We start from the raw sequence: 23,790 nt of genomic DNA, 5'->3' as shown, positions 1-23,790 counted from the left end.
CGGGTTAAAATAAGTATTCCTCCGCTATCTTGTATAACAACATAGTTTTACCTTAATATACCTTCAGTCAAAAAACAACAATGATTTTAATCATTAAAAGCCTTGTATTTTCGATTCTTATGTTCAAAAATGGAAATAATTACTAATGTTGGATTCAGGAGGGAAGCTATGCGTACTGCTGTTCATATACTTTATTTTATTCTGCTCTTTTTCGTATGCGGACTAATTGGGTTCGGTTTATTTGGAACGGGCTTTACAGCTGACCTTCACCCTTCGACGTTTCTTTTCTTCTTTTCCTTCAGCGCCATATGGACGCTCAGCTATGTAGGCCATCTACACCTCGGACGCTGGGAGCTGCGTCTGGCCTTATGGGTATGCACAGCCCTTGGGGTAAGCCTGCTGTTCGCTTCAGGGTTAAAAATATTGGAGGTTATTCAATGAAAAAATGTAATTTTGCCATGCTGCTGATATCCGGCATGTTTTTAGTGTACGGCCTGGGGTTGGTATCCCTGTTCACTCTCGGCATTTTCAGCAGCATCAATCAATTTTTTATTACCATTGGCATGGCAGCCATTCCTCTGATTCCTTTTTCTGTGTGGCTGTACCTGCTGTACCGATTTCATGCCAAAAATGACCATCAGAACTTTTACATTGGCATTGGATGTCTTGCGCTTCTGATATTCGCTTTAATATACGATGTGCAGATGATCCAGCGTTATATTGCCTGACAAGATTTGAATATTTGCCAATAAGGAGGACATAGACATGAATTTCGCCTGGAAAATAGGGATACTCTCAGGCGTTTTAACGATTATTGTTTTATTTTTCCTGGACGTTCTGCTTCCCGATCTGCCGGTGCTACTCCAGGTATCCACCAATGTGGTTGTCTCCTTTCTTGCGATGGCAACCGCTTATGCCGTTTTCAGCAACAAGAATTCATGAAATTGTCTATAAGGAGCAGTCACGATGAAAATGCTCAGAGTGTTAAAATATATACTAATGATTTGGCTCATTATTCACGGCCTTACAGCTATCGTATTAGGCTCACTAACATTATCTGGTGCTCATCATATCGATGTGCCTGTGTCTTCAGCGATATCCGCTTCCGTGGGCTCCGGCATTTACATCTGGGTTGACCATCGGATCAAACAGAAGGAAGGGAAAAAATGATATTTCATAAGTCGTACAGTTATTGGTCTGTGGTGACCAGTTTGCTTGGTGCTGCTTCTCTTGGTTTCACCTATGTTATTGCTCCAGATATACCACAGGGCTTCACTCTATTTGCGGTCAACGTATTAGTAATTTCAGCTGCTGTTTTTATCCTTTTAGGCGCAGTAAGCAGTATTGCTGCCATCGTTAACAAAGAGCCTGGAAAAAAGAAATATATAGGAATTTTCGTTCCTTCTACAATTATTTTATATATTGTACTGGTGCCTATTGTCATGGGACTGTTATTTGGTATTAATAATAATCCTTAAAAAAACACGCTCAAAAGTTATTTTTATCGCCGTCACTATCATTTGGTGTTAAACCATCCAAAGCGTCATACACAGAGCAGAAGCCACGGCTAAAAGAAAGGACCCTACAACAATGACCTGCTGGAAATGCTTACGGCTTTTACGTTCAATATAATTGCAGACATTTACAGCTAAAAATAGTGCTACAGCAGGCAGCCCGAGATTATCTGCCGTAATCGTTTTTTCCGCTGCCAGCATGAGAGCCACAAACAGCATGCCATAGATCAAAGCTGCTTTTGCCCCCGGGCTTGCTGGATTCAATACTGTCTTTTTCTCCGCTTTCTCCTTCGCAACCAGCATAGAAGTCCTTCTTTCTTTGTAAATATTCGCGCACGCCAAAAATAAAAGTTCAACATCCTTTCAAAGATTTACTTTAACAAATTTATCCAGTAATGAAATCCACCCAAATCATCAAATAAAAGAATTCTGATTGAATAAATTGTAAACGCTTATTAATGAAGGGTTGCGACTTTAGTGTATGTATATTATCGTTTTAAATGTAATTAATTTACATAAAAAGATGATATAATACCCCGCACTGGTGGAGATCTGCCTTATATCTGTTCTATTACTTTGTACGAGCTCAGGAGGGCTTCTATGTTTACATCCATTCTTCAGCTTCCTTTTCAGCCCCGGAAGCAATTTGCTTTTTTAACAAACCATTACCCGCTTCTAACAGTGGCAGCCATTATTCTGGGACTCAGTCTTTTACATACGTTTATTACGAATTATATTTTCCCCAATACTAATCAATCTCCAATCTTTTCCGATAATCTCTGGCTTCTATTGTCGGAGACCCTGTTTGCGGGAATTTCTGTTTTTATATTACCCTTGATTTTGAAAGGGGCGGGCAGTATCCACGATCGTCCCTTGTCCTATCAAAAAGCTTTTTGGGTTAATATTTTAACTGTTATTCCTTCCCTCTTTTTACTGCCAATCGTGCTTATTGGATTGGTCTTATTTTTTGCTCAGGGGAGTACTCCGTCATTATTCACGTTTGTTTACAGAGTGCTCGAATGGATTTCTTTTATATGGATGTTTGTCGTTGCTGTCGGCACAATCCAGGTTGCGGCAAATACAAGCAGGCCAAAAGCCTTAACGATCGCTTTCACGTACTTATGTTTTACCGTGATAGCTGCTGTCGTCGCAGCTTTGTTCCTGGGAGGCTTTTACGCAGCGTTCTAGCTCCCCCCGCCAGCCCGGGGGATACATCACCTACTATATTTACGTAACAACCCTTCCGGAATGTGACAATAATCGCCGGGGTGCTTATCCAGTCGGTCCTGGTGCTCCTCGGCGCTTTTAATGTAATTTGTCAGAGGCAGCACCTCCACCATGATACGGTCGTAATCTGCTCTCTCCCTAAGAAACGCCTCCGCTTCTGTTAAATGCTCCGGCTGTTCACTGTACACGCCGGTTCTGTATTTCTCCCCTATGTCCTCCCCCTGCTGATTCAAGCTGTACGGATCAATGATTTCAAATAAATATTCCATCAACTCTCTGATTGATATTACTGCAGGATCAAATCCCGTTTTCACGCATTCGGCGTAGCCGTCATAGTCACCGTCCAGCATATAACTGCTTCCATTTGCTCTTCCCGCCTCTGTCAATTCCACGCCAGGCAGCGTTTTAATAAACGCCTGCACGCCCCATAAACAGCCGCCGGCAAGATATACTACTTCCATAATGGCATTTTCCTCCTTTGCCGTTACAACGTTTTACTCATAACGACGCTTTGATGGCTGCTCACGTTCCAGTCACCGTATTCAATAAACCGGTACCCACGTTGTTCATACGAGGATGCATTCTTCAGTTGGATAAATCTTCATCAGGTACTTTCCTTTTAAGTAGTAAGTATCATATTTCCGTTCATTTTAGCATAATTAATAAAAAAGCCGGTCCCGGGAAGAATCCAGGACCGGCATAAATAACCACCAAGAGTTTTTCTTTACTGTGGCTTTGCTTTTTTCGCATGTTCAGCTGCTTTAACCTCTTCAGGTGTTGTTCTATTCTCTTCTGCTGCCTTCTTCGTAGCTTCGTCTCCGCAAACCACATGGTCCAGCTTATTTTTTAACGCGTCATATCCCTGCTGCGCTACTAGCTCTTTGTCATTTTTGTTTCTCTCATCGCCAAAGTAAGTAGAGTCCATTCCGGCATTATGGTGAAAATCCGTATTAGTAGCACCAGGGAGCATGGCTGTTACATTGACGCCTGTGTCTCTTAGCTCCTCTCTTAAGGATTCGGCAAACATAAAACCAAATGCCTTCGACGGTCCGTATACTGTTTCGTAAGGGGTCGGCAATGTTGCAGATAGAGACGAGACGATAAGAAGGTCTCCCTTTTTATTTGGAACCATATCCTGTACGATGCGTTTCGCCATATGCACCGTTCCCGAAATATTAATGTCTATCAGCTTCAGCTCTTCCTGTAAATCGTTTTCTAAAAAGGAACCACCGATACTGACACCGACATTTAAAACAGCCGCATCCAGCTTTCTGTCCTTACTTTTTACAAATTTCCAAAAGGATTCCACACCCTCGTACGTCGATGCATCTGCCTGGTGAGGATATGCCTCCACCCCGTAGCTTTTAATAGTCTCCGCCGCTTCAAAAATACGTTCGCTTGACCCCAAAATCGCAATATCATATCCATCCTGGGCGAACAGTTTTGCAAGCTCCAGTCCTAATCCTGAGGAGGCCCCGGTGATCATGGTAAACTGACGTTCATTGGTCATATTATTTACTCCTTTTATATTTAAATGAATTAATCGCAACTCTATCTACCTTTTGGTCATTTTTTTCAGCTCAAGGTCCACCAAAACTAACCCCCCCGAATGTTGGCTCAGACTTTGGGGCTTTCATACGGGAGGCTGCAGTTTTTTGGCTTCCTCTTTCAGTTCCCTTTTATTAAATTTGTTTTCCATGTTTCGTTTAAGAATGTACCCGATCCCGGCTACTCCTGCTGCTGCACTGCAGAGGACTATCATCTTCCATGGATCAATGGCTAGAAGACTTGATCCAAAAAAGCCAAGTAACACCGCCCGCGGTAGGGTGCCTATCATCGTAGCTCCAAGATACTGTGGCCAGCCCACGTTCATCCGGGCGCTGAGCGAAGTTGGTAAATCGTAATGAAGCACCGGAATAAGCCGGAGCATTAATAAAAATTTGAAACCATTGCTCTCGAGTTCTTCTTTAATATTTTCCATTTCATCCATATTCTTTTCATCTAAACGTAAACGTTTCTTCTTGCGTCGTTTTACGAAAAAAGAAATAGAAGCGCCCAGCACGGCGCCCAGAAAAATCAGCACTGTGCCAAGCCATTGTCCGAATAAAAAGCCGGCAGCCACGGCGATAATGGGCAATGGAACCAACAGGTAAGGACGAACTGCAAATATCAGCAGCAGTAGCAACGGCCCCAAAATTCCAATATCTCTCATCTCTTCTTTTACGTGTTCTGGATGAAGATCTATATAAAACTGTGAAAGTACCAGGAGAAGAGCAGCTATACTCACTGTGATTGAAAGCCGCAATGCATACTGTTTTAATTTGGTTTTCATCAAGCATCTCCCCTCTCGGTCTTTTCTTCGGCTTCTCTCTTATTTTGGCCAAAAAACAGTATTCGAACGGGTCTCATTCAACGTCCCAAGCCTCTAGCAGAATCCATAACTGAATGAACGTCACTATTCCCATAAATATTCCTGAGAGCAGCATGACCCATATAAGCAGCGTGCGGAGTTCATTTCTTTCCAACTCCTCCACCCAGGCTTGCGCAACAAAAATATAATAATCGCTTTCCTGCTGACGAGGCCTTTGGGAAACAAATGCATCGATTACATGCTGTCCTGCACTGGTGTAAACAGGAGTGGCACCTTTCGTTCGGTCATTTTTCAATTGATCGGTGTTTGCCAGCAGTTCTTCAAGCACACCCATTACTTTCATAGTTTGAAGATCTTTTTTTCGCCGTTTCGAAGGTCCTGCTTTCTTTCTATTCCTTATCCAGAGATGCATCAAAAAACGAACGCTGGATAGAACGACAGTGACGAATGTTCGGTGCAGCCATTGACGGAGAAGAACGTAGACTTGACGCAATCGTTGTTTCCTCAAGGAGATCCTCTCCTTTCATTTGCCTGTTTTTCTTGCTTCAACGATGCGTCTTTAAAAACCACTGAGTATTAGTGTTTCTTCGTTTCTCTTCTAAAAAGAATTGAATAGTAAAATCTTATTTAGAAAATTTTCTTCCAAATGTCTCTTCCTGATTTGGACACAAAAAACAGTCAGCCCTGAGGACTGACCATCACGGTAGATAGGCAATGATGTATCAACAGACAGTTATTAGACTCTCTGTTTGCCATTATCTTGTATCTTGTATTAAACTTCTAAACTTCTTCTTCATTTAAAGCTTCGGCTTTACTTTCCTGCAACCCGTATCTCTTCTCCACTAAAAAAGACTCTCCCGATCTCTGTCGTAACTTTTTCATATGTCCGGTAAAAAATGAAGACAAGTGCTCCGATCCTTAACTGGCTTTACTTCATCAAATTCTCTACGCTTTGATCGCTCTGCACTATAAGCAGTACCCTGCCTTCATCCAGCTCATCTTCCAGGTCATCGGCTTCCCCACTGCTGAAGCCGAGTTCCTCGAGCTTGTAGCGCAGTTCATCTCCTTTTTTGGAAAACCGGTTGGCCGAATCAATATTAAACTCATCGTCTGCCGGTTTATTAGCATGGACGTTTTTGGCAATCCGGTCGGTCCGGTCGTCATCATGGCTCATGATATAAATATCATTGCGGCTGATATCTTTTTTTCCAAGTGTCTGAACATCCTGCTGAATCTGTTCGTCATTCGTATATTTTCGCACCTGAGGCTTCATGTCCGCTTCCTCCCTGTTCGTAAATAGGCTCCTCTCCCGAGCATTTATTGGTCCCTGCCAATATAAGAAGGCTTGGGCCTCCGGCAGTGATTTACCCCTATTTGGCAGGGATAAAACCCTTCAAGCCCGCTGCTTCATACATATCGAACAGGGGGCTTTTCCCCGTTATTCTTCTTTCGGACGGGGCAGTGGGTCGGTCAGCAGCACGACTACGCTGTTGTCCTTGTCAAAATCCCAGTCGACAAAAATGTCTCGAACCCCGACTCCCAGCCGCTGGCTGAACTGTTCTTCGTACAATAGCCGCTTTTCCAGCTGGCGTTTCACCGTCTTGAGTGACTTTCGGTGCCCGATGCGTATTAATTCCTTTTCGATCATAATTAGTACGTCCGTTCGCACCACAACTAGAGTGCGATCATTAATTTGATGGGCATGGACCGTTCCAGGTTCTTTCTCAGTGCGCTGACTGACATTACGCACACCTTCGCGAAGACTGGCTTGATGCGGGGATTCAGCCAGGGATGGCTGATGCTGGAACGAAGGCTCGTGCAAAGCCGTCACCATGCCGGAACGGTTGGAGATATTCCAATCCACAAAAAAGCTCCAGTCTTCTTTTCCAGTCAATTGATAGATCGCGTGCGCCATTTCCGGCAGCATGTTGGCCATCATGGTTTCACGCAGTTCTTCGATCGCTTCCTTACCCCGCTGCTCCAAAAGCACTTCCTCCATCGGCGCCAAAAACCGCCGGATGTGAATAACGACACTATGCGGATCCAGGCTGACGTAGACGGACTCCGGGCCACGGCCAAAGTGTTCGCGCAACACCCGGCTCATGTAGCTTCCGAGTTCCTTTTCCTGATTTTGACGGGATCGCTGCTGAATATCGCCAGGCAGCATAGGACACACTCCTTTCTTTTTATCCATCACAAAAAAAGCCGAAGATGTCTGCATGATACCTACAGATCCTCTTCGGCTTGTACGACAGGCGCTTAATGTCCTCGTATTGCGACCGCTATTAAGATGGAGACATGGTAAATCCATTCCCGCTTGTCCACGGGTGAAACCTTTTTTCTTTAATATTTTTCAAATTATTCCAGGATGTGCCACAGCCTCCTTCTGGCTTGCAGGTTTGACCATGGTCTTCCCGTCATCAAAAGCTCTCAGGATTGATAGGCATGCCGATACGCACTGGGCGAAAGGCCCTGGTGAATACGAAATTGGGCCGTAAAGTAATCCTGACCGTTAAAACGAAGCCGTTTGGCAATTGCACGAATGGAATAATCAGTTTCGACCAGCAGGCGGGCAGCGACTTCCATACGCCGCTTTCGAATGTAACCGGGAATCGTTTGGCCCAGCGAAGTATTTACTACCTGGGACAATATGTAAGGTTTGGTTTCCAACGCCTCGGCCAGCTGGGGCACCGCGAGCCGGTGCTGAATATTGTCATCGACATACTGCATAAACATGGCAACCAGGGGCTGGTCGCATCGGGAATCATATAGCTGTTGTGGCATCAGTCGGCCCCCTTCTTTTCTTCATAACCATAGCTTTTAAAGAAGAACATATGTTTTGTTCAGTATATCATCTTAAGTACGAAAAATCACCCTTAGGAGCCCGCCCCTTAAATACTCATTAAGAAATAATTTTAACAACGAGTAGTGCCTCCCATGTTTTACCGCTTCATTTACCGGGTAAACCGTTCGAGAAAGGATTTTGGTTCTTCTAGAGAGGGACCAGTCCTCCTCATATGCGGCAGCAATGGATAGATGTTAAAGCTAGACCATCAGCCAGAAAAAGAGTACTTTCTCTTTTTCTGGCTTTTTATGTTTTTATGAAACCATTTTCATTTCTTCTATTTCCTATGAAAAATAGTGCGCACGAATGTTTTTAACAGAAAGGAAGACCAGCTATGGAACAATTTCACCGTATACTAGTCGGCGTTGAAACTCTCGAAGCCACCTCACATGACCCGCTTGCACAGGCTGTTCAATTAGCACAGGAGCACCAGGCGACATTACTTATTGCCTTTATGATGGATACCAAAGGCTACGCCTCCTTCGAACGCATGGATCCGAACGGCTTCCGCCGGCTTCAGGACCAGGCCTCCTCCCAGCTTCAGCGCTCCAAAGAATGGGCCCTTGAACAGGGAGTCCCTCACGTGGAAACCGTGATGGAGCCCGGTCTTCCAAAACGGGATATCGGAAAACTTTGTGCCCGTTATAAAACGGATCTAATCGTGCTCGGGGAATCAGGAGCTTCCAAAATCGACCGGGCGTTACTCGGCAGTACAGCCAAAAGCGTCCGAAAAAAGGTTGAATGCAACGTAAAAGTTATTTCAACGTAATTAGAAGCTCCAGTATAATGATACTCATGCCAGAATAAACAATGTGAATCCGATTCCCTATTTTTATGAAAAAGGAGCTTTTAATGTCGAACGCCATGCTAATAATCAACCCATCCTCCGGTAAAGAAGAAGCAATGTCCTATGAAGCTTCTGCCATCAAGGTATTACAGGAGCTGTATTCCAGCGTTACGATTCGCTACACCAAACAGGCTGGAGACGCCAGAGATCTGGCTCAGCAGGCAAGCGAGCAGGAATTTGATGCCCTGATCTCTTTAGGCGGTGACGGCACCATTAATGAATGCATTAACGGCCTCGCCGGCCAGGCCTATCAGCCGGCCTTTGGCTTTCTTCCGCTCGGTACGGTCAACGATTTTGCCCGCGCCCTCCAGCTGCCCTTAGATCCAGCTGAGGCTGTACAGGTGCTTCGGCACCAGCACATCGTTCCTGTCGATATCGGACGCATCGACCAGACGTATTTCATGAACGTTCTGGCCATCGGTGCCATTGCAGAAGCCGTTTATAACGTAAGCCCTGAGCAAAAGTCCATGTGGGGGCCGTTCGCTTATGTAATGGAAGGCACCAAGGCCTTCAAAAACCATACGCCGTTTTCTCTTACGCTTACCCACGATGAGGGCGTGTGGGAGGGTGATGTTTATCTTGCCCTGGTCGCTCTAACCAACTCCGTGGGAGGCATCGAGTCCCTGGCCCCCCAGGCAGAGATCCACGATGGATGCTTCCACGTGTTTATTGTTAAGCAGCTCGGCATAACCAATGTCGCCCAGATGATCCCGGAGCTGCTGCAGGGAAATCTTTCTCATCATCAGGATATTGAATACTTTACTACGACCACGCTGCAGGCGCACACCAATGAGAAGCACATCGTCAATATTGACGGAGACGAAGGACGCCCACTTCCTTTCAGCGCCGCCGTCCTGCCGCATGAGCTCCGTATGTTTGTACCTCCGGACGACCAATAAAATTATTCATAATTTATTGCAAAACCATGTTTGCCTTTATGTAATGGAAGGAATGTCCAATATGTATATATTTATCCAGTATATACGCCCCCTTTATGCTATCTAACGCATAAGCTTATGGTAACCCCGAGCGTCCAACGCTTCGGGGACTTTTTTTACGTACAGCAGTAGTTGAAAGAATCAGACCAGGATAAATTTCTCCTTTAATGGTAAAACAGATACAGTGCTACTCCAATCAATCCGACGGCGGCCAGACGCGAGGCATCCACCGGGATTTCCGGCGTTCCAAAGGCACCAAAATGGTCCAGAAGCATTCCAAGCAGCAATTGTCCGGCAATCCCGGCGGTAATTGCCGCTGATGCCCCGATTCTCGGCACGGCCAGGATAATACAGACAATATAAAAAGCGCCCAGCGCTCCTACCGTCCATTTCCAGAACGAGAAGGACGGCCACGAAAACGTAAGTCCTCCCTGCGCCAGCGCGCTCACAAATAAGCAAACGGTCCCGACAAAATAAGCGATAAAGGCCGCCTGCAAACTGCCTATTTTGCTCCCAATTTCTCCGTTCACGCCGGCCTGAAACGCAAGCGCCGCCCCTCCGATAAAGCATAATACTATTAACACCCAGGCCATGCTACTTCTCCCCCTTTAATTTTTAAAACCTATGGACCCGTATGGTTCAGCTTCCTATCGTTTCTCACCTTTTGGCCTTCTGCGTTGCTGATACAGCACATATCCCGTCCAGCTCAAAGCCCCCGGCAGAACCCATAACACGGTTAAATATAATGTGCCCAAAACCGCAACCCCTGCGGCCCAGTATGCAGCCAGAGGCCACCGCCCGAATGCGAGAGCCGCCAGAATAAAAGAACAGACGGGCATTACGATTTCTCCACCACCTGCTGTCATTCCTACCGCTGTCCAGCCTGGAAATTTCTGCGTCGCCTGCCACAGCCACGGCCAGCAGATGCCAATCCCCGCTCCCAGTAATCCAGCAAGAATCCAGCACGTTCGTTCCTCGTGATGCATGCTTTTTCGCTCCCTCTTCCTATGATAGGTTCTACGATACATCACCCAATCGATCATGAATAATGATAAAATAATATAGAAGCTATCATAAAAACAGATGCCCGGAGGCGAGAAATGAATATTCAGACCCTACAGCTGTTTCGTGCCCTTGCGCACGAGAAAAATATCTCCAGGGTCGCGAGCAAATGGAATTATGTACAGTCGAATGTGACCGGCCACCTGAAGCGACTGGAGCATGAGCTCGGGGTCCCTCTTTTCCATCGGCATTCCAGAGGCCTTACCCTCACTCCGCAGGGAACCTATGTACTTGCCTGCGTGGAGGACATGCTTGCCTCGTGGGAGCATTTGCAGGATACGGTTTCCCGTTCATCCCTGCCCTATGAGCCCCTAGTGCTCGGATCCATCAATTCCATGGCGGCAACCCACCTGCCGGCGTTAATGTCGTCTCTCCATCAGGCCCTTCCATCCATCGATATAACCCTGCGCTACGGCATTACGGAGGAATTGGTCCAGCAGGTGCTGCAGCATGAATGCCAGGGAGCCTTTGTCACCGGCCCCGTGCGTCACCCGGCCCTCCATCAGCACGTATTTTCCTCAGAAACCCTTACGCTCGTTTCCAACCCGCTGGTGCTCCCGCTCGAGAGTCTCCAGGACTTGCATCAGCAGACCGTTCTTGTGCTCGAGCCGGGGTGCATGTTTCGGGAACGCCTGCTGCAGATGATTCATCAGGAAGGCATCATTCCGAAACAGGTGATCACCTTTTCGAACCTCGAATCATTATTGGGACATGTCCGGGCCGGGATGGGAATCGCCATGCTCTCGGAACGATACGTTCGTTCGTTTCAGGATGACTACATCGCATGCACGCCGGTGCCACCAGCCCACGCCCGGGTGGATATTTCCTTTATCTATTCTCCGGAAAGTGAACAGCACCGTTCCTTCCAGGCTTTTCAGGACATCATGCATGAATCCCTGCGTTCTTAGTCTTGATGAAGCTCCCTTTAAAAAGTAAGAAGCCATTTTTACACAATGGTTTCTTTTTTTATCCATTTTCCATTCAGTATGCTGTGATTTTTTCTCTTAAATGATCATGCTGAGCCAATTCTATTCCTTTCCCCTCATTACAAATATTTTTGGATATACTGGCATAATAGCGGGCTTATATCGCTATTGCACCCGGGGATTTTTCATGCTTATCGACCTGACCCAGATTAAATTAAAGACGGGAAAACCAATTTGACAGGCAATTTGGTTTATTTATTCTCTCCTTTGTGCTATAACAAAAGTACCATTTTAACAGGCAGGCGGTGCTTCGTATTGACTCCCATGACCGTAGATCTTCTTCTTTCCCAAACGTATTTACATCAGCTGTGGCAAAAGCACTGGCCAGATAAAACGAGTTTTGTACATAATTTGGAGTTGGACTTTCAGCAATACGAGTCGTTGTTTCTATCGCTTTGCCGGGACGACCGTATCCATCCTTTGATAGCCAGGTTACAATCTTTGGGTCCCGAAACGTACCATCATTCATTGGATGTGTTTCTCCTTGGAAACGTGCTGGCGGATTATCTGCAGATGGAGATGGCAGAACTTGCAGCTGGTTTCCTGCTGCATGATGTGGGGAAAACATACATATCTTCATCCATTCTTCAAAAATCAGGTACTTTAACACCGGAAGAATGGGAGGCTGTTCAGGAGCACCCCATGCAGGGATATCATTTGCTCCGGGCGCATGAACTGGAGGATTCAATAGCTCACATGGCTTTGTATCACCATGAACGTGGTAACCAAACGGGCTACCCCTTCGGACTACCAGCAGGGGAATTACCCGCCCCGCTTCGAATGCTTAGTGTCGTGGATGTGTATTCGGCCCTGACACTTCCCCGTTCCTACCGGAAAGCCATGACGCCGGCCCAGGCGTTGTGTCATCTTCGTAAGCATACCGAGGAGTTGGATGCTGTCTATATTCATGCCCTTCCCGATATTTTACACACCCGTGAACCAGATCCCGAAACTCCTCTCTCCTAACATCCAGAGAAGCAGCAGAAAGGAAGGAAATATATGCGATACAATTATCTTCATGGGATGGCACTGGTGTATTTAAGTTTTGGCATCGTGGTGGGCATCGCTTTTTCACTAATCATGCCGCTTGTGATCCCAGTCCCCGCCGAACTTCAGCGTTTATTTACCATCGCATCCATCAGTGCGGGCATTCTTTTAGGTGTGTTAAACTTTTGTCTCTTTTTTGCCTTCGTCCGCCGTTGTATCACTCACTTTCAGTCCGTCTTAACGGCGGTTCGTGCCGGTGATTTAAGTGCGCGTGCGTCCTTTCGTTCTTCCGGGATGATTGGCCGGATGACCAAGGATTTGAACCGAACGATTGCCCACCTGGAGAAAACCCGCAACGAGGTGCGCACGGATGACCTGACCCGCCTTCCGAACCGGGTGGCGCTGCAGCAGGTGTTCCGCGAGCACACATTTCTTCCGACCTCCCGCTATGCCCTGTATTTTCTGGATGTCGATCAGTTCAAAATTATCAACGATACATATGGTCATCTCACCGGCGACCGTGTACTCCGCTGCGTGGCCGACGCGCTTCAGCATACGATCGAGTCCGACCATACCGCCTACCGACTGAGCGGAGATGAGTTTATTGTCCTTGGACCGATTCCCTCCCCCGAGCTGTCGAACGAGGAATGGGCGGAACGATTGCATGAACGTATCGATCAAACCTGTGCCGTCAACAAGGATACCTTTACCGTGCGGGTCAGTGTAGGCCGATATGATTTCTGCCCCCGGGAAACTGATTTACTGACGGTACTGGCTCAGGCGGACGACACCATGTATCAGGCCAAACAAGAGCGCTCCCCGCCGGTTTCCACTTAAACAGCCGGCCTGTTCATAGCGTTGCTGGCAGCAGTTCCTTTTTAATGAAACAGGCATCCCTGGCTTTAAGAAGTTCAGGGATGCCTGTTTTCTATTTTTCGTGATAAATGGCTTAAAAGATGATTTTACTGCATGCTTATATAAATAATGCAGCTTATCGTCATATCTTTTAGCAACTTTCTCCAAGAGTGCCTTTACTCTGCTTTTCCAATTTAATCAACCATGTACAAAGCGGAAATCCAGCGTAATATGAAACTAAATTGATAGCCGGAAGCAAAAAAGCCAGGACGTTCTGGCAATATGGGATGGTCGGGAAATGGCACTTCTTGAAGGAAATATATGTTAAATTGAGGAGGAGGCGAATAGAGAAAAATGTTTTATAGGGGGCTGACATGCAGAAATGGGAATGGTTCGCCGTTGCTTTAATCCTTAACCTTGCATTAAGTGCCGTATTGACCTTTTATGCTACAGGATTAAGAATATACGGGCTTGCAGAAGGCGGCGGGACTTATCATTTAGGGTATTTAACAGCTTTTGGCTGGGTAATTGCTTTTTTGATGACTCTATATACGCTTTGGAAGAAATCCACCATATGGTTTGTGCTCACAGTCATTGCCGGGTGGATTTTACCGGTCGTCTTCTTCTTTAACCCGATTTTTTATTATGGATAACAAACGCTATAATAAAGGGGAATAGAGTTATCACAGTGGAGAGAACGGGCCTGCCGGGGGTCCGTTTTTTCATTTATTGTACTTGATTTTACCTAAATAGAATAAAAAAGTTCCGGTACTTATTAATACCGCTAATACATAAACTAGTTCCATTCATAGTCACCTCAATTTCCATCATCGGTGGAAGTACTTGACTGTCTTCGTTGAAGGTAAAAGAAAATGCCAATCGAACTGGCCAGAACAAGGCATAATAATATGAATAACCCTCCCGGTATATCAATGATATGACGCAAGTCCATGAGAATAAAAGCAAACGATATGATACCAAGTAATTTATAGGCCAGTCTTAATACGTTCATGTTTCCCTCCTTAATCCTGCATTTATCAGCAGTTTTTGTTTAAAACAAAAGTGGGGATGTCCTAAAATAGGACAGCCCCTTGGATATTTACGGATACCTGATAATTGTTTGGGCGGACAAGGATAACTGACACATTAAAACGTCGGAGTTAACTATCTGATATATTCAAATATACCTGCAGCCCCCATGCCTCCTCCAATGCACATGGTCACCATGCCATACTTGGAATCTGGTCTTTTTTTCATTTCCGCAAGCAGCTTTGCAGTCAGCATTGCTCCCGATGCCCCGAGAGGGTGGCCTAATGAGATGGCCCCTCCATTAACATTCGTTTTAGACATATCTAACCCTGTCTGCCTGATAGAGGCCACCGTTTGTGCTGCAAATGCTTCATTTAGTTCGATTAAATCCATATCATCAACCGTCAGGTCAGTTAATTTTAACACATCCGGAATGGCATAAGCGGGACCGATCCCCATGATTTTTGGATCCACACCCGCTGCCTTGAAGCCCACGAATCGTGCAATAGGGGTGACACCTAATTCTTTAACTTTGTCTCCCGACATTACAACCACAAAGCCTGAGCCATCTGTAAGCGGGGCGGATGAACCGGCTGTTACTGTCCCATCGGCTTTGAACACAGTGGGCAGCTTCGCTAAATCCTTCATATTGGTATCAGGGCGCACCAGTTCGTCCGTATCGAATATATCTTTTGTTACTACTGGGCCGTCATTATTGTACGTAACCTTAGTTACATTAATCGGAATAATCTCGTCATCAAACTTTCTTGAATCCTGGGCATTTTTAGCACGCTGATGACTTTGCACCGCATAAGCGTCCTGATCCTCCCGTGAGACGTTATATTTTTCAGCTACCATCTCGGCGGTCAGCCCCATTGGGTAGGATACTCCGGCCTCTTCCTCCTGGAGTATTGGACTGTTGACCGGCTCATTTCCCCCCATCGGAACGGCACTCATCAGTTCAACTCCGCCGGCTGCTATAATATCTGCCTGGCCAGACACAATCTGATTAGCCGCCATCGCGATTGTTTGAAGCCCTGAAGAACAATAACGATTCACCGTTTGGGCCGGAACGTCTTCCGACAGCCCGGCAAGCAACGCAATCGAACGCGCGATATTTTGTCCCTGCAGACCTTCAGGAAAAGCATTGCCAACGATAACGTCCTGCACCATATCTGGACGGAATTGACCACCTACCCGGTCCAGTACCCCTTTTAGTACCTGTGATGCCACTTCATCAGGTCTTTCGTGAGCCATGGCACCACTTAATTTTCCTTTAGCTGAAGCAGAACGCCCATAAGCTACTATATACGCATCTTGCACTGACCTTCACCCTTTCCTTGCTACCACAATTTTTAATTTCGCAGAGGCTCGCCTGTAGCCAGCATATGAGTAATTCGCTCGTACGTTTTTTCGTTTTGTAACAGCATTAAGAATTTTTGTTTTTCAAGCTTTTGAAGGTATTTTTGATTAATGTAGGTGTTACGCGGAAGATCTCCTCCGGATAAAACATCGGCAACACTTAAAGTGATTGTATAATCATGTTCGCTAATGAAGTTTCCAACACGCTGGGCATCCAGCTGGCCTTGAGCGAGTGCTTTATAATCTCTGCCTAATGCAAAATAGGTCAACTTCGGCTGCGGAACATAATTTGTTTCCACTTCAAACTGTGCTCGTTTTAAGGCTATTTCTACTCTTTTCTCTGTATTCAATATAATGGAGTCGGTTTCTCTTAGATAACCATACCTGAGCGCTTCATAAGCGTTCGTTGATACTTTCGCGAACCCTACATTCGTCAGTACTTTCGTCATTGATTCCTGTTTATCGTTGTGCTTATGGCTCGTTCCGAGAATCCGGTCCGCCATTTCGGCAAGGCCGCCACCGCTTGGAAGCAGTCCCACCCCTGCTTCTACAAGTCCCATGTACGTTTCACTTGCAGCTACTACCACCGGTGAATGAAGGACCAATTCACAACCGCCACCTAAAGCTTTCCCGTGGACGGCTGTCACCACGGGCTTAAGTGCATATTTAAGGCGGCTGAAGCTCTCGTGCAGCTTTTCAATGGCAGGCCCCACGATCTCTTCCACTTTGTTTTCTTCATGTGCTTTTTTCATCAGATACAGGTTGGCACCCACGCTGAAGTTGTTTCCTTCTGCATAGATGACCATGCTTGAGTAATCCTCGTTTTCTAAAAGGTCGATCGACTCGATTAAATCATCAGCAAAGCCATCGGTAATAATATTATTATTACTTTGTAGCTTCAGTAACAGCTGGTCTCTATTTGCAACAGAGAGACTCGAGTCTTCCCTGTTCCATAGTTCACTATCTGTAAACGCTGATACAGGAGTCACACGTTCAATCGACTCACCTTCAGCATAAAATGACGTACTGCGTTTTTCTATCCATTCCGGTAATGGCCCCAGCTCCCGCTGCATGCGTTCCTTAACGCGTTCGAAGCCCATCAGGTCCCATAGCTGGAAGGGGCCTTTTTTCCAGTTGAATCCCCATACCATGGCACGGTCTATATCTTTAAAGTCCGGTGCCGCTTTCGGCACATTCAACGCACCATAGTAGAAATTGTTTCTAAGGGTTTCCCATAAAAACCTGCCCGCTTCATCTTCAGCGTTATAGATGATGTCCATATTTGACTGCAGGTCTTTACTGAAGCTGTGCAGCAGCTCAAAATCAGGCTGCTCCGGCTGTACATATTCATTGCTTTCAGGATCAAAAACCAGCAGTGATTTCTTGTCCTTCTTATAAAAACCCTGCTTGGTTTTCCTCCCCAACGCGCCGTTTTCCATCAGCTTTCCTGCAATACGTGTCTCGTGGAAAAATTCCTGTTCCTCCGGATCCTGCTGCAGGCCCTTGATCACGGTCGTTGCAATATCAAGCCCTACCAGATCAACAAGCCCATACGTTCCCAGGCTTGGTCTTCCGATACCGCGTCCCGTGAGTGCATCGACCTCCGCAATGGACAGGCCTGTTTTCTCTGCACGATACATTACATCATTCATTGTCTGGGTCCCTATCCGGTTAGCAACAAATGCAGGCACATCATTTGCTATGATGACACCTTTACCCAGCACGTCTGCAGCAAAAGCCTGGACTTTATTTGTTACTTCAGGGGACGTATTAGGACCAGGAATCACTTCTACCAGCTTCATGATCCGGGGCGGATTGAAGAAGTGCATGCCGAAAAATCTTTTCTGCTCCGTATCATCAAATACCCGGGATATTGCCTTTATTGGAATGCCTGAGGTATTTGTGGCAAATAAGGCATCATCCTTGGCAACATGTCTCACCTGATCCCAAATGCTATGCTTTATTTCCACTTCTTCCTTTACAGCTTCAATAAAAATATCCGAATCATCCTGCCCAGATAAATCCTCTGCAAAATTGCCATAAGTCAGATTAGAGGCGAAGTTTAAATCAAATAATTGCGGCCGTTTCGGATCGGTAATCATATCATAGGATTTTTTTGAAATCTTGTTTGGATCATTTTCATCAACTGCCATGTCCAGCAGCTTTACTTTTAAACCTGCATTTACCAGAAGGGCAGCAATTTGGCTGCCCATTAACCCCGCACCTAAAACGGTTGCTTTTCTCATCGTCATGAAATAACCTCCATATTTCTGAAATTTATTCAGCCACTCCCTGCAATCAGATAAACGCAGAGTCCCCTGTTAATGCTCTCCCAATAACTAAGGCATTAATTTCATGAGTTCCCTCATAGGTGTAAATGGCTTCAGCGTCAGAGAAGAATCTCGCAATATCATATTCGGCAAGAATACCGTTGCCTCCTGTAATGCCCCGTCCCATTGCAACAGACTCCCTTAGCCTTAAGGCATTCATCATTTTTGCGGTTGAGGTTGCCACTTCATCGTACTCCCCGTTCCCCTGCATCCGGGCGAGCTGTGCAGACAGGCTCATTGCATGGGATAGGTTTCCCTGTATCATTGCCAGCTTCTCCTGAATCAACTGATATTTACTAAGCTCTTTGCCAAATTGTTTACGTTCGGTCACATAATCCAGAGTTGCCCGCAGGGTCCCGGCTATCGCTCCTGTCGCCATATGAGCCACACCAGCACGTGTTGAGTACAGCACCTTCGCAATGTCTTTGAAGCCGTTAATATTTTGCAGCCTCTCTTCCTCCTGGACGACAACGTTGTTTAAGTGAATATTAGCATTTGGGACAATTCGTAAAGCGATTTTGTTTTCAATGACATCTATATCCACGCCATCCTGGTCAGGCTTAATGATAAATCCCTTTGGTTTACCTGTGTCCACATCTGTAGCAAAAACTGGTATGACATCCGAAAGAGTGGCGCCGCCTATCCATTTTTTTACACCGTTTATTACCCATTTATCTCCCTCACGCTTAGCCGTCGTTGCTAAACCGCCAGCTACGTCCGATCCGTGTTCAGGTTCGGTTAAAGCAAAGCAGGTCCTCAGTTCGTGAGATTGTAATTTCGGCACATAATACGCCACTTGTTCTTTACTTCCGCCAAACAGGAACGCATTGTGTCCTAAACCCTGATGCACGCCCATCAAAGTAACTAAGGAAACATCAAACCTTGCCACTGTATATAGCATGAAAAACTGAAACAGCTGACTCGTAGCCCGTTCGCCCTCCCGGCCTTCAAACAGCAAAGGGTTATTGAAATAATTCAGTTTACCCATATCATTAAAAAAGTCTTCAGGCACTGTTGCATTAGCCCAGTGATCGTTAATTGAATCCCGGTATTTTTCTTCCAGCAGATCATTGATTTGTTTTAAAAACTGAACTTCTCCTTCAGTTAACTCTTTAGAAATATTTAATAAATCTTCAGGATATAATTCTTTTATCAGTGCTTGTTTTTCAGCCATGGTATAGCCTCCAGTATATTCTGATAGCGCTTTCAAAAAAGTCGCTTAAAGCAATTCATTTTTTTGATTTTCTTCCTGTGCTTTTTGATTCACCATTTTTTGCAGTTCTATTCTGTCAGGCTTCGCAGTTGAGTTTAATGGTATATCCTTCACCTTCAAATACATTCGCGGTATTTTGTAGCCTGCCAGGTGCTCTCTCACATGCTTGTCCAGTTTAGCTTCGAAATCCGGATCGTCCTCTTTCAATTGCACTACTGCAGAAACAGATTCTCCAAATTCAGGACTTTCATATCCTACTACCACCGTTTGCCTCACAAGCGAATGTTCTGATAATACACCCTCCACTTCAGAAGGAAGAACATTTTCACCCCCGGTAATAATGAGTTCTTTTTTCCGGTTGATGATAAAGATATCTCCATCTTCATCCTGCCTGGCTAAATCACCTGTTAAGAAATACCTGCCTGCAAATGATTTTTCTGTTTCTTCCGGTTTGTTCCAATAGCCTGGAGTAACGTTTTTGCCGTTGATGGCCAATTCCCCAATTTCACCAGTTTCAACATCGTTATAATTTTCATCCAGCAGGCGCACATCCATATACATGACAGGCTTGCCAATGCTCATTGGTTTCTTTATTGCATTATGAGGTGTATTAACCATAACAAGTGGAGCTTCAGTTAAACCGTAGCCATTGACTAATGTGTAACCCATACTCTCAAATTTTTTCTGTACAGCCGGAAGCGGTGCAGATCCACCCTGTATTAAGAACTCAATATTTTTAAAGCCCTGAATATCAAGATTACCAGCTGCCAGCATGCCATAATACATAGTTGGTATGAGCATTAAATAATCGGGCTGGTATTTTACCATCAGATCATTTAATTCCTTTCCGTCAAAATAGCGATGCAGAATCAATGTTCCGCCAGCCATTAATAACGGCAGCGACAAATCATTAAATCCAAGCACATGAAACATCGGAGTTGATACAATCGTTGTGTAACCGGCATGTGTTTTATACGTCAATGCGGTATTGATCATGTTATTAACAAACGACTCGTAAGTGAACATAACCCCTTTTGGTAATCCTGTTGTCCCGCTCGTATATATTAAAGATGCAAGGTCGTCGCTTTCAACATCGACACTTTTAAATGGGCGGTGGTTTTCAGGGTTAACAATGTCATCATACTCCGACGAATCGACATCCATATGGATTAGCTCCTGGGGGATTCCTCTCAGGGACTCCAGATGATTGAAGGCGTAAAAAATCAGTTTGGCATTAGAATCCGAAATAATGCTTTCAATCTCTAAGGATTTCAGCCGCCAATTAATAGGAAGGAAAACGGCTCCCATTTTAAAAGAGGCGAACAACACATCCAGTATCGCAACATCATTTGGTGCGAATATACCGATTACATCCCCGCGTTTTACTCCCTGATCCTGCAAATAATTCGCTAAATTCTCTGCACGGATGTTTAACTCCTGATACGACCATTCTGTGCCCTTACCCGGATCAATAACCGCTGCTTTCACTCTGTCAAAATCTGATCTTGTTTTAATCCAATCATAATTCATATTTATCTTCTCCTTTATCAATATGAGTCCGATGTTGGATCGACTGCCTCAATTCCCCCCAATCCTTTTGATAAATATTTTGGTCGGTCATTTTCAACTCGTCAGAAATAATAGGATCAAAATCCATCTTTAACAGAACATCCCTCTGCAAATCCAGCCCCGGACCGATTTCAATTAATTTTAAGCCTTCCTCCACCAATTGGAATACAGCTCGTTCAGTCACATAAAAAACCTGTTGGTTCAGTTCTCGCGAATACGCTGCGTTAAAATCTACACTTTGTACATTATTTACGAATTTATGCGAGTGACCTTCCTGTTCAATAATTAACTGATTATTTTCACAAGAGGACTGGCTGCCCGCAACCAGGGTTCCCGAAAAAATGATAGTCTTCACCGTTTGACTTATGTCGATAAACCCGCCACTTCCGCTCCTTTTATTGCCAAAGCAGGAGACATTTACATTTCCCAGTCGGTCAATTTCCGCAAAGCTGAGGAAGGCTATATCATGGCCGCCGTGATATATAAAATCCCATGCAAGCTCATGGCGCATTCTCGCGTCCAGGTTATAGTTCATTCCAAAGCGGTCTTTGCTGCCGATAATTCCTCCGAATACGCCGGTATCAATATTAAGCTGAACCAAATCCTCCGCCTGTTCTTCTATTAATACATTTGGCAGCTCATTATTTATACCAAAACCAATACTGACTACATCCCCTTCACGTAAAAACTGGGCAGCCCGTCTTAAAATAATTTTACGGGAGCTAAGCTTCATAGGCTGCTCCTGTATATCACTCACCCGGTAGTGGCCTGATAACGCGGGATCATAATAAGCCTGCATCACCTGCTTATGATATTCGGGGTTTTCATTTATAACTACATAATCCACAAGTTCACCGGGAATAAACACCTCATGAGGGGGAAAGCTGCCGCTTTGAACAATTTCTTTAACTTGAACAATCACCTTCCCGCCATTTTGGTGAGTGGCGGCCGCTACACTGTATCCTTCGCCCAGATGAGACTCATGAGTCATAAAAATATTCCCTTTTTCGTCCGCGTAGGTGCCCCGTAAAAGGGCTGCATCAACGCCTGGAAAGTCATAGTGTAAATATTCTTCTCCCTTGATTTCTAATACAGAGACTAAACTCTCGGTTGTGACATCATTAACCATTCCGCCTGAATTTCTAGGATCGACACTTGTATTTAAACCTATTTTTGTAATCATCCCCGGGGAGGAAACGGAGTGATTCCGATATTGTACGGCAAGAATTCCCTGGGGGAAAAAATAGGTCTCAATTGCATTATCTTTAATCGCCTCAATTGTAGCTGGTGAGGCTGTGAGTAAGCTTGTTATTAACCGTTTAATCATTCCCCGCTGAACGAAAGCATCAAGATCAATCCCGCCCTCGTAATCACTTATATCATTTGCCATAATAAACGTAAGATTATCCGGGCTTCCAGTTTCATCGTACTCTTCAACTATATGTTTTAATATTTCTGCTGGTAAATTTCCGACAGATAAAGCGGCGACGGAAATAATATCTCCAGAGGTAATAATATTTTTTAAATCATTGTATGAAATAATCTCCATGTCCCAACCTCCCTACAGTATTTATACCGCTAAACCTTCACCATAAATGTACCCCCTTCTTTATCTTCATCCTACAGTTTTAAATTTATCATTTTATACAAAAAATGTAAACGATTTCAAACTATGCTATAATGACGCTTTAAACAATAAACAAATTAGATATTGATGAAATTAATTACAATATTATTGGGTTTTCCGATCATGTACGTATTGATTTGGTATGCCAATGCATGGTTTTTAATTTGTATCCCGATATGGCTTACAGGCGTCTTATTCTACTTATTATTTTGATTCAAAAATAGAAGTGTATATTACGTTATGCTTTACATAGTGCTAACGTGGTTAGCAGCTCCTATTGGTATAGGAATAGCCGGCTCCATTTATTAATGATGTCAAAATTGCAGAGGTCACCATGATTCTTCAAAAAATTGCTTATATCACCAATTGGATTATTATTGTGATTGGATTTCTTTTCTATGTACCTTTTCTTCTTCCCGATAACATAAGTGAAAATATTTATATATATAGCAGTGGATTCTTGTACGCTTTTTACATTTTTGTTTTCGTTCTTATGTTTGGTCTTTTTGCTTCTGTTCTAGCCCTCATTTTACAGGTCAGACATCTGATTATTCTTTCGCTGATGTTATTTGTATCACCGTTTCTCCTCATTGCATCTTTTCTATTGTTTTATTAAATTACCAAGCCAATTCATTTTTTATGTCAAACTCTCAAGAGGTAAAGATGAACGCTCGAAGAATCATGCATGTCATGTGTCTAACAGTCATCCTTGTTGGATTTTTATCCTATCCTCCGGTTTTTTTGCCTGCACCTCTGAGCGGGAATCTTTTCTACAATTTCTTTCATCTGATGAGCTTATTACCCATCGTTGGTTTAATGGCCTTTGTTTTAGCCTATACGCTGCGAAGCTATTACCTGATGTTTTTTTCTCTTTTATTATCCATTTCGCCTTTTCTCCTGTTAGCTATTCTTTTGCAGTTTGATTGATCAAATTAATGGATTGAAGGGAGATAATATCTTCTATTTCTATGTTTTGTTCCTCATCATCATGGCTTTTATTGCCACAGGAATTATCTTTTTTATAAAAA

Annotated in this window: 29 protein-coding genes; 13 read left to right on the top strand and 16 right to left on the bottom strand. The window is 44.6% G+C overall.

Annotated features, from left to right (window positions below; translation table 11 throughout):
• Positions 1 to 168 precede the first annotated feature (168 nt).
• The 5 genes from Q0757_RS06310 to Q0757_RS06290 are packed head-to-tail and all read left to right on the top strand — an operon-like array spanning position 169 to position 1,478.
• Positions 169 to 441 carry a hypothetical protein gene (locus Q0757_RS06310; protein WP_298785532.1) on the top strand — a complete coding sequence of 91 codons (273 nt, stop codon included), beginning with the start codon at positions 169 to 171 and terminating at the stop codon, positions 439 to 441.
• Positions 438 to 728, top strand: coding sequence for a hypothetical protein (locus Q0757_RS06305; protein ID WP_298785531.1), 291 nt, complete (start codon positions 438 to 440; stop codon positions 726 to 728). The genes Q0757_RS06310 and Q0757_RS06305 overlap by 4 nt, the downstream gene beginning before the upstream one ends.
• Positions 729 to 765: 37 nt before the next feature.
• A complete protein-coding gene (locus Q0757_RS06300) occupies positions 766 to 942 on the top strand; it encodes a hypothetical protein (protein WP_298785530.1) in 177 nt (58 codons plus the stop codon).
• A gap of 24 nt (positions 943 to 966) precedes the next feature.
• A complete protein-coding gene (locus Q0757_RS06295; RefSeq protein WP_298785529.1) occupies positions 967 to 1,170 on the top strand; it encodes a hypothetical protein in 204 nt (67 codons plus the stop codon).
• Positions 1,167 to 1,478, top strand: coding sequence for a hypothetical protein (locus Q0757_RS06290; RefSeq protein WP_298785528.1), 312 nt, complete (start codon positions 1,167 to 1,169; stop codon positions 1,476 to 1,478). Before Q0757_RS06295 ends, Q0757_RS06290 begins: the two co-directional genes overlap by 4 nt.
• 48 nt (positions 1,479 to 1,526) lie before the next feature.
• Here the strand turns inward: Q0757_RS06290 and Q0757_RS06285 are convergent, their stop codons facing one another.
• Complete coding sequence (locus Q0757_RS06285) at positions 1,527 to 1,817, bottom strand: hypothetical protein (RefSeq protein ID WP_298785527.1); 291 nt, start codon at positions 1,815 to 1,817, stop codon at positions 1,527 to 1,529.
• Between the two features lie 297 nt (positions 1,818 to 2,114).
• Between Q0757_RS06285 and Q0757_RS06280 the strand changes: the two genes are divergently transcribed.
• Entirely contained in the window at positions 2,115 to 2,702 is a 588-nt protein-coding gene (locus Q0757_RS06280; RefSeq protein WP_298785526.1) for a hypothetical protein, read from the top strand.
• A 26-nt stretch (positions 2,703 to 2,728) separates the two neighbouring features.
• On the opposite strand, the gene Q0757_RS06275 is transcribed toward Q0757_RS06280, so the two are convergent.
• The 7 genes from Q0757_RS06275 to Q0757_RS06245 all read right to left on the bottom strand — a co-directional run bounded on the left by Q0757_RS06275 (position 2,729) and on the right by Q0757_RS06245 (position 7,896).
• Complete coding sequence (locus tag Q0757_RS06275; protein WP_298785525.1) at positions 2,729 to 3,202, bottom strand: peptide-methionine (S)-S-oxide reductase; 474 nt, start codon at positions 3,200 to 3,202, stop codon at positions 2,729 to 2,731.
• Between the two features lie 263 nt (positions 3,203 to 3,465).
• Positions 3,466 to 4,251, bottom strand: coding sequence for an SDR family oxidoreductase (locus Q0757_RS06270; RefSeq protein ID WP_298785524.1), 786 nt, complete (start codon positions 4,249 to 4,251; stop codon positions 3,466 to 3,468).
• 123 nt (positions 4,252 to 4,374) lie between these two features.
• The gene (locus Q0757_RS06265) at positions 4,375 to 5,073 is read right to left on the bottom strand and encodes a TVP38/TMEM64 family protein (protein WP_298785523.1); all 699 of its coding nucleotides are present in this window, start codon (positions 5,071 to 5,073) and stop codon (positions 4,375 to 4,377) included.
• Between the two features lie 73 nt (positions 5,074 to 5,146).
• The gene (locus Q0757_RS06260) at positions 5,147 to 5,620 is read right to left on the bottom strand and encodes a hypothetical protein (protein ID WP_298785522.1); all 474 of its coding nucleotides are present in this window, start codon (positions 5,618 to 5,620) and stop codon (positions 5,147 to 5,149) included.
• Between the two features lie 420 nt (positions 5,621 to 6,040).
• Positions 6,041 to 6,385: a general stress protein gene (locus Q0757_RS06255; RefSeq protein ID WP_298785521.1), complete on the bottom strand. Its 345-nt coding sequence runs from the start codon at positions 6,383 to 6,385 to the stop codon at positions 6,041 to 6,043.
• 165 nt (positions 6,386 to 6,550) lie between these two features.
• Entirely contained in the window at positions 6,551 to 7,333 is a 783-nt protein-coding gene (locus Q0757_RS06250) for a Na-translocating system protein MpsC family protein (protein WP_298785520.1), read from the bottom strand.
• A gap of 209 nt (positions 7,334 to 7,542) precedes the next feature.
• Positions 7,543 to 7,896, bottom strand: a complete 354-nt coding sequence (locus Q0757_RS06245; RefSeq protein ID WP_298785519.1) for a helix-turn-helix transcriptional regulator — start codon at positions 7,894 to 7,896, stop codon at positions 7,543 to 7,545.
• Positions 7,897 to 8,291: 395 nt separating this feature from the next.
• On the opposite strand from Q0757_RS06245, the gene Q0757_RS06240 reads away from it, so the two are divergent.
• Together Q0757_RS06240 and Q0757_RS06235 are read left to right on the top strand one after the other, a co-directional pair.
• Positions 8,292 to 8,726 carry a universal stress protein gene (locus Q0757_RS06240; RefSeq protein ID WP_298785518.1) on the top strand — a complete coding sequence of 145 codons (435 nt, stop codon included), beginning with the start codon at positions 8,292 to 8,294 and terminating at the stop codon, positions 8,724 to 8,726.
• A gap of 65 nt (positions 8,727 to 8,791) precedes the next feature.
• Entirely contained in the window at positions 8,792 to 9,703 is a 912-nt protein-coding gene (locus Q0757_RS06235) for a diacylglycerol kinase family protein (RefSeq protein ID WP_298785517.1), read from the top strand.
• A 203-nt stretch (positions 9,704 to 9,906) separates the two neighbouring features.
• Here the strand turns inward: Q0757_RS06235 and Q0757_RS06230 are convergent, their stop codons facing one another.
• Both Q0757_RS06230 and Q0757_RS06225 read right to left on the bottom strand, forming a co-directional pair.
• Positions 9,907 to 10,335 (bottom strand): DMT family transporter, encoded by a 429-nt coding sequence (locus Q0757_RS06230; protein WP_298785516.1) that lies wholly within the window; start codon positions 10,333 to 10,335, stop codon positions 9,907 to 9,909.
• 54 nt (positions 10,336 to 10,389) lie between these two features.
• A complete protein-coding gene (locus Q0757_RS06225) occupies positions 10,390 to 10,728 on the bottom strand; it encodes a hypothetical protein (protein ID WP_298785515.1) in 339 nt (112 codons plus the stop codon).
• A 114-nt stretch (positions 10,729 to 10,842) separates the two neighbouring features.
• Between Q0757_RS06225 and Q0757_RS06220 the strand changes: the two genes are divergently transcribed.
• From Q0757_RS06220 to Q0757_RS06205, 4 genes are all read left to right on the top strand, one after another.
• Positions 10,843 to 11,712 (top strand): LysR family transcriptional regulator, encoded by an 870-nt coding sequence (locus Q0757_RS06220; RefSeq protein ID WP_298785514.1) that lies wholly within the window; start codon positions 10,843 to 10,845, stop codon positions 11,710 to 11,712.
• A 342-nt stretch (positions 11,713 to 12,054) separates the two neighbouring features.
• Positions 12,055 to 12,756, top strand: a complete 702-nt coding sequence (locus Q0757_RS06215) for an HD-GYP domain-containing protein (RefSeq protein ID WP_298785513.1) — start codon at positions 12,055 to 12,057, stop codon at positions 12,754 to 12,756.
• Between the two features lie 33 nt (positions 12,757 to 12,789).
• Positions 12,790 to 13,614 carry a GGDEF domain-containing protein gene (locus tag Q0757_RS06210; protein ID WP_298785512.1) on the top strand — a complete coding sequence of 275 codons (825 nt, stop codon included), beginning with the start codon at positions 12,790 to 12,792 and terminating at the stop codon, positions 13,612 to 13,614.
• A 392-nt stretch (positions 13,615 to 14,006) separates the two neighbouring features.
• A complete protein-coding gene (locus tag Q0757_RS06205) occupies positions 14,007 to 14,285 on the top strand; it encodes a hypothetical protein (RefSeq protein ID WP_298785511.1) in 279 nt (92 codons plus the stop codon).
• Between the two features lie 164 nt (positions 14,286 to 14,449).
• On the opposite strand, the gene Q0757_RS06200 is transcribed toward Q0757_RS06205, so the two are convergent.
• The 6 genes from Q0757_RS06200 to Q0757_RS06175 all read right to left on the bottom strand — a co-directional run bounded on the left by Q0757_RS06200 (position 14,450) and on the right by Q0757_RS06175 (position 22,684).
• The gene (locus Q0757_RS06200; RefSeq protein WP_298785510.1) at positions 14,450 to 14,644 is read right to left on the bottom strand and encodes a hypothetical protein; all 195 of its coding nucleotides are present in this window, start codon (positions 14,642 to 14,644) and stop codon (positions 14,450 to 14,452) included.
• A 152-nt stretch (positions 14,645 to 14,796) separates the two neighbouring features.
• Positions 14,797 to 15,984, bottom strand: a complete 1,188-nt coding sequence (locus Q0757_RS06195) for a thiolase family protein (protein WP_298785509.1) — start codon at positions 15,982 to 15,984, stop codon at positions 14,797 to 14,799.
• Between the two features lie 32 nt (positions 15,985 to 16,016).
• Positions 16,017 to 18,275 (bottom strand): 3-hydroxyacyl-CoA dehydrogenase/enoyl-CoA hydratase family protein, encoded by a 2,259-nt coding sequence (locus tag Q0757_RS06190; RefSeq protein WP_298785508.1) that lies wholly within the window; start codon positions 18,273 to 18,275, stop codon positions 16,017 to 16,019.
• 46 nt (positions 18,276 to 18,321) lie between these two features.
• The gene (locus tag Q0757_RS06185) at positions 18,322 to 19,527 is read right to left on the bottom strand and encodes an acyl-CoA dehydrogenase family protein (protein WP_298785507.1); all 1,206 of its coding nucleotides are present in this window, start codon (positions 19,525 to 19,527) and stop codon (positions 18,322 to 18,324) included.
• A gap of 45 nt (positions 19,528 to 19,572) precedes the next feature.
• A complete protein-coding gene (locus Q0757_RS06180; RefSeq protein ID WP_298785506.1) occupies positions 19,573 to 21,096 on the bottom strand; it encodes a class I adenylate-forming enzyme family protein in 1,524 nt (507 codons plus the stop codon).
• Positions 21,086 to 22,684 (bottom strand): acyl CoA:acetate/3-ketoacid CoA transferase, encoded by a 1,599-nt coding sequence (locus Q0757_RS06175; protein ID WP_298785505.1) that lies wholly within the window; start codon positions 22,682 to 22,684, stop codon positions 21,086 to 21,088. The genes Q0757_RS06180 and Q0757_RS06175 overlap by 11 nt, the downstream gene beginning before the upstream one ends.
• An 867-nt stretch (positions 22,685 to 23,551) precedes the next feature.
• On the opposite strand from Q0757_RS06175, the gene Q0757_RS06170 reads away from it, so the two are divergent.
• On the top strand, positions 23,552 to 23,689 hold the full coding sequence (locus Q0757_RS06170) for a hypothetical protein (protein WP_298785504.1): 138 nt from the start codon (positions 23,552 to 23,554) through the stop codon (positions 23,687 to 23,689).
• Positions 23,690 to 23,790: the final 101 nt, after the last annotated feature.

Source organism: uncultured Marinococcus sp. (assembly GCF_947493875.1).
Taxonomy (GTDB): Bacteria; Bacillota; Bacilli; order Bacillales; family Marinococcaceae; genus Marinococcus.
Note: the sequence above shows the minus strand (reverse complement) of the source record. Positions and strands in the feature narration are given on the sequence as shown.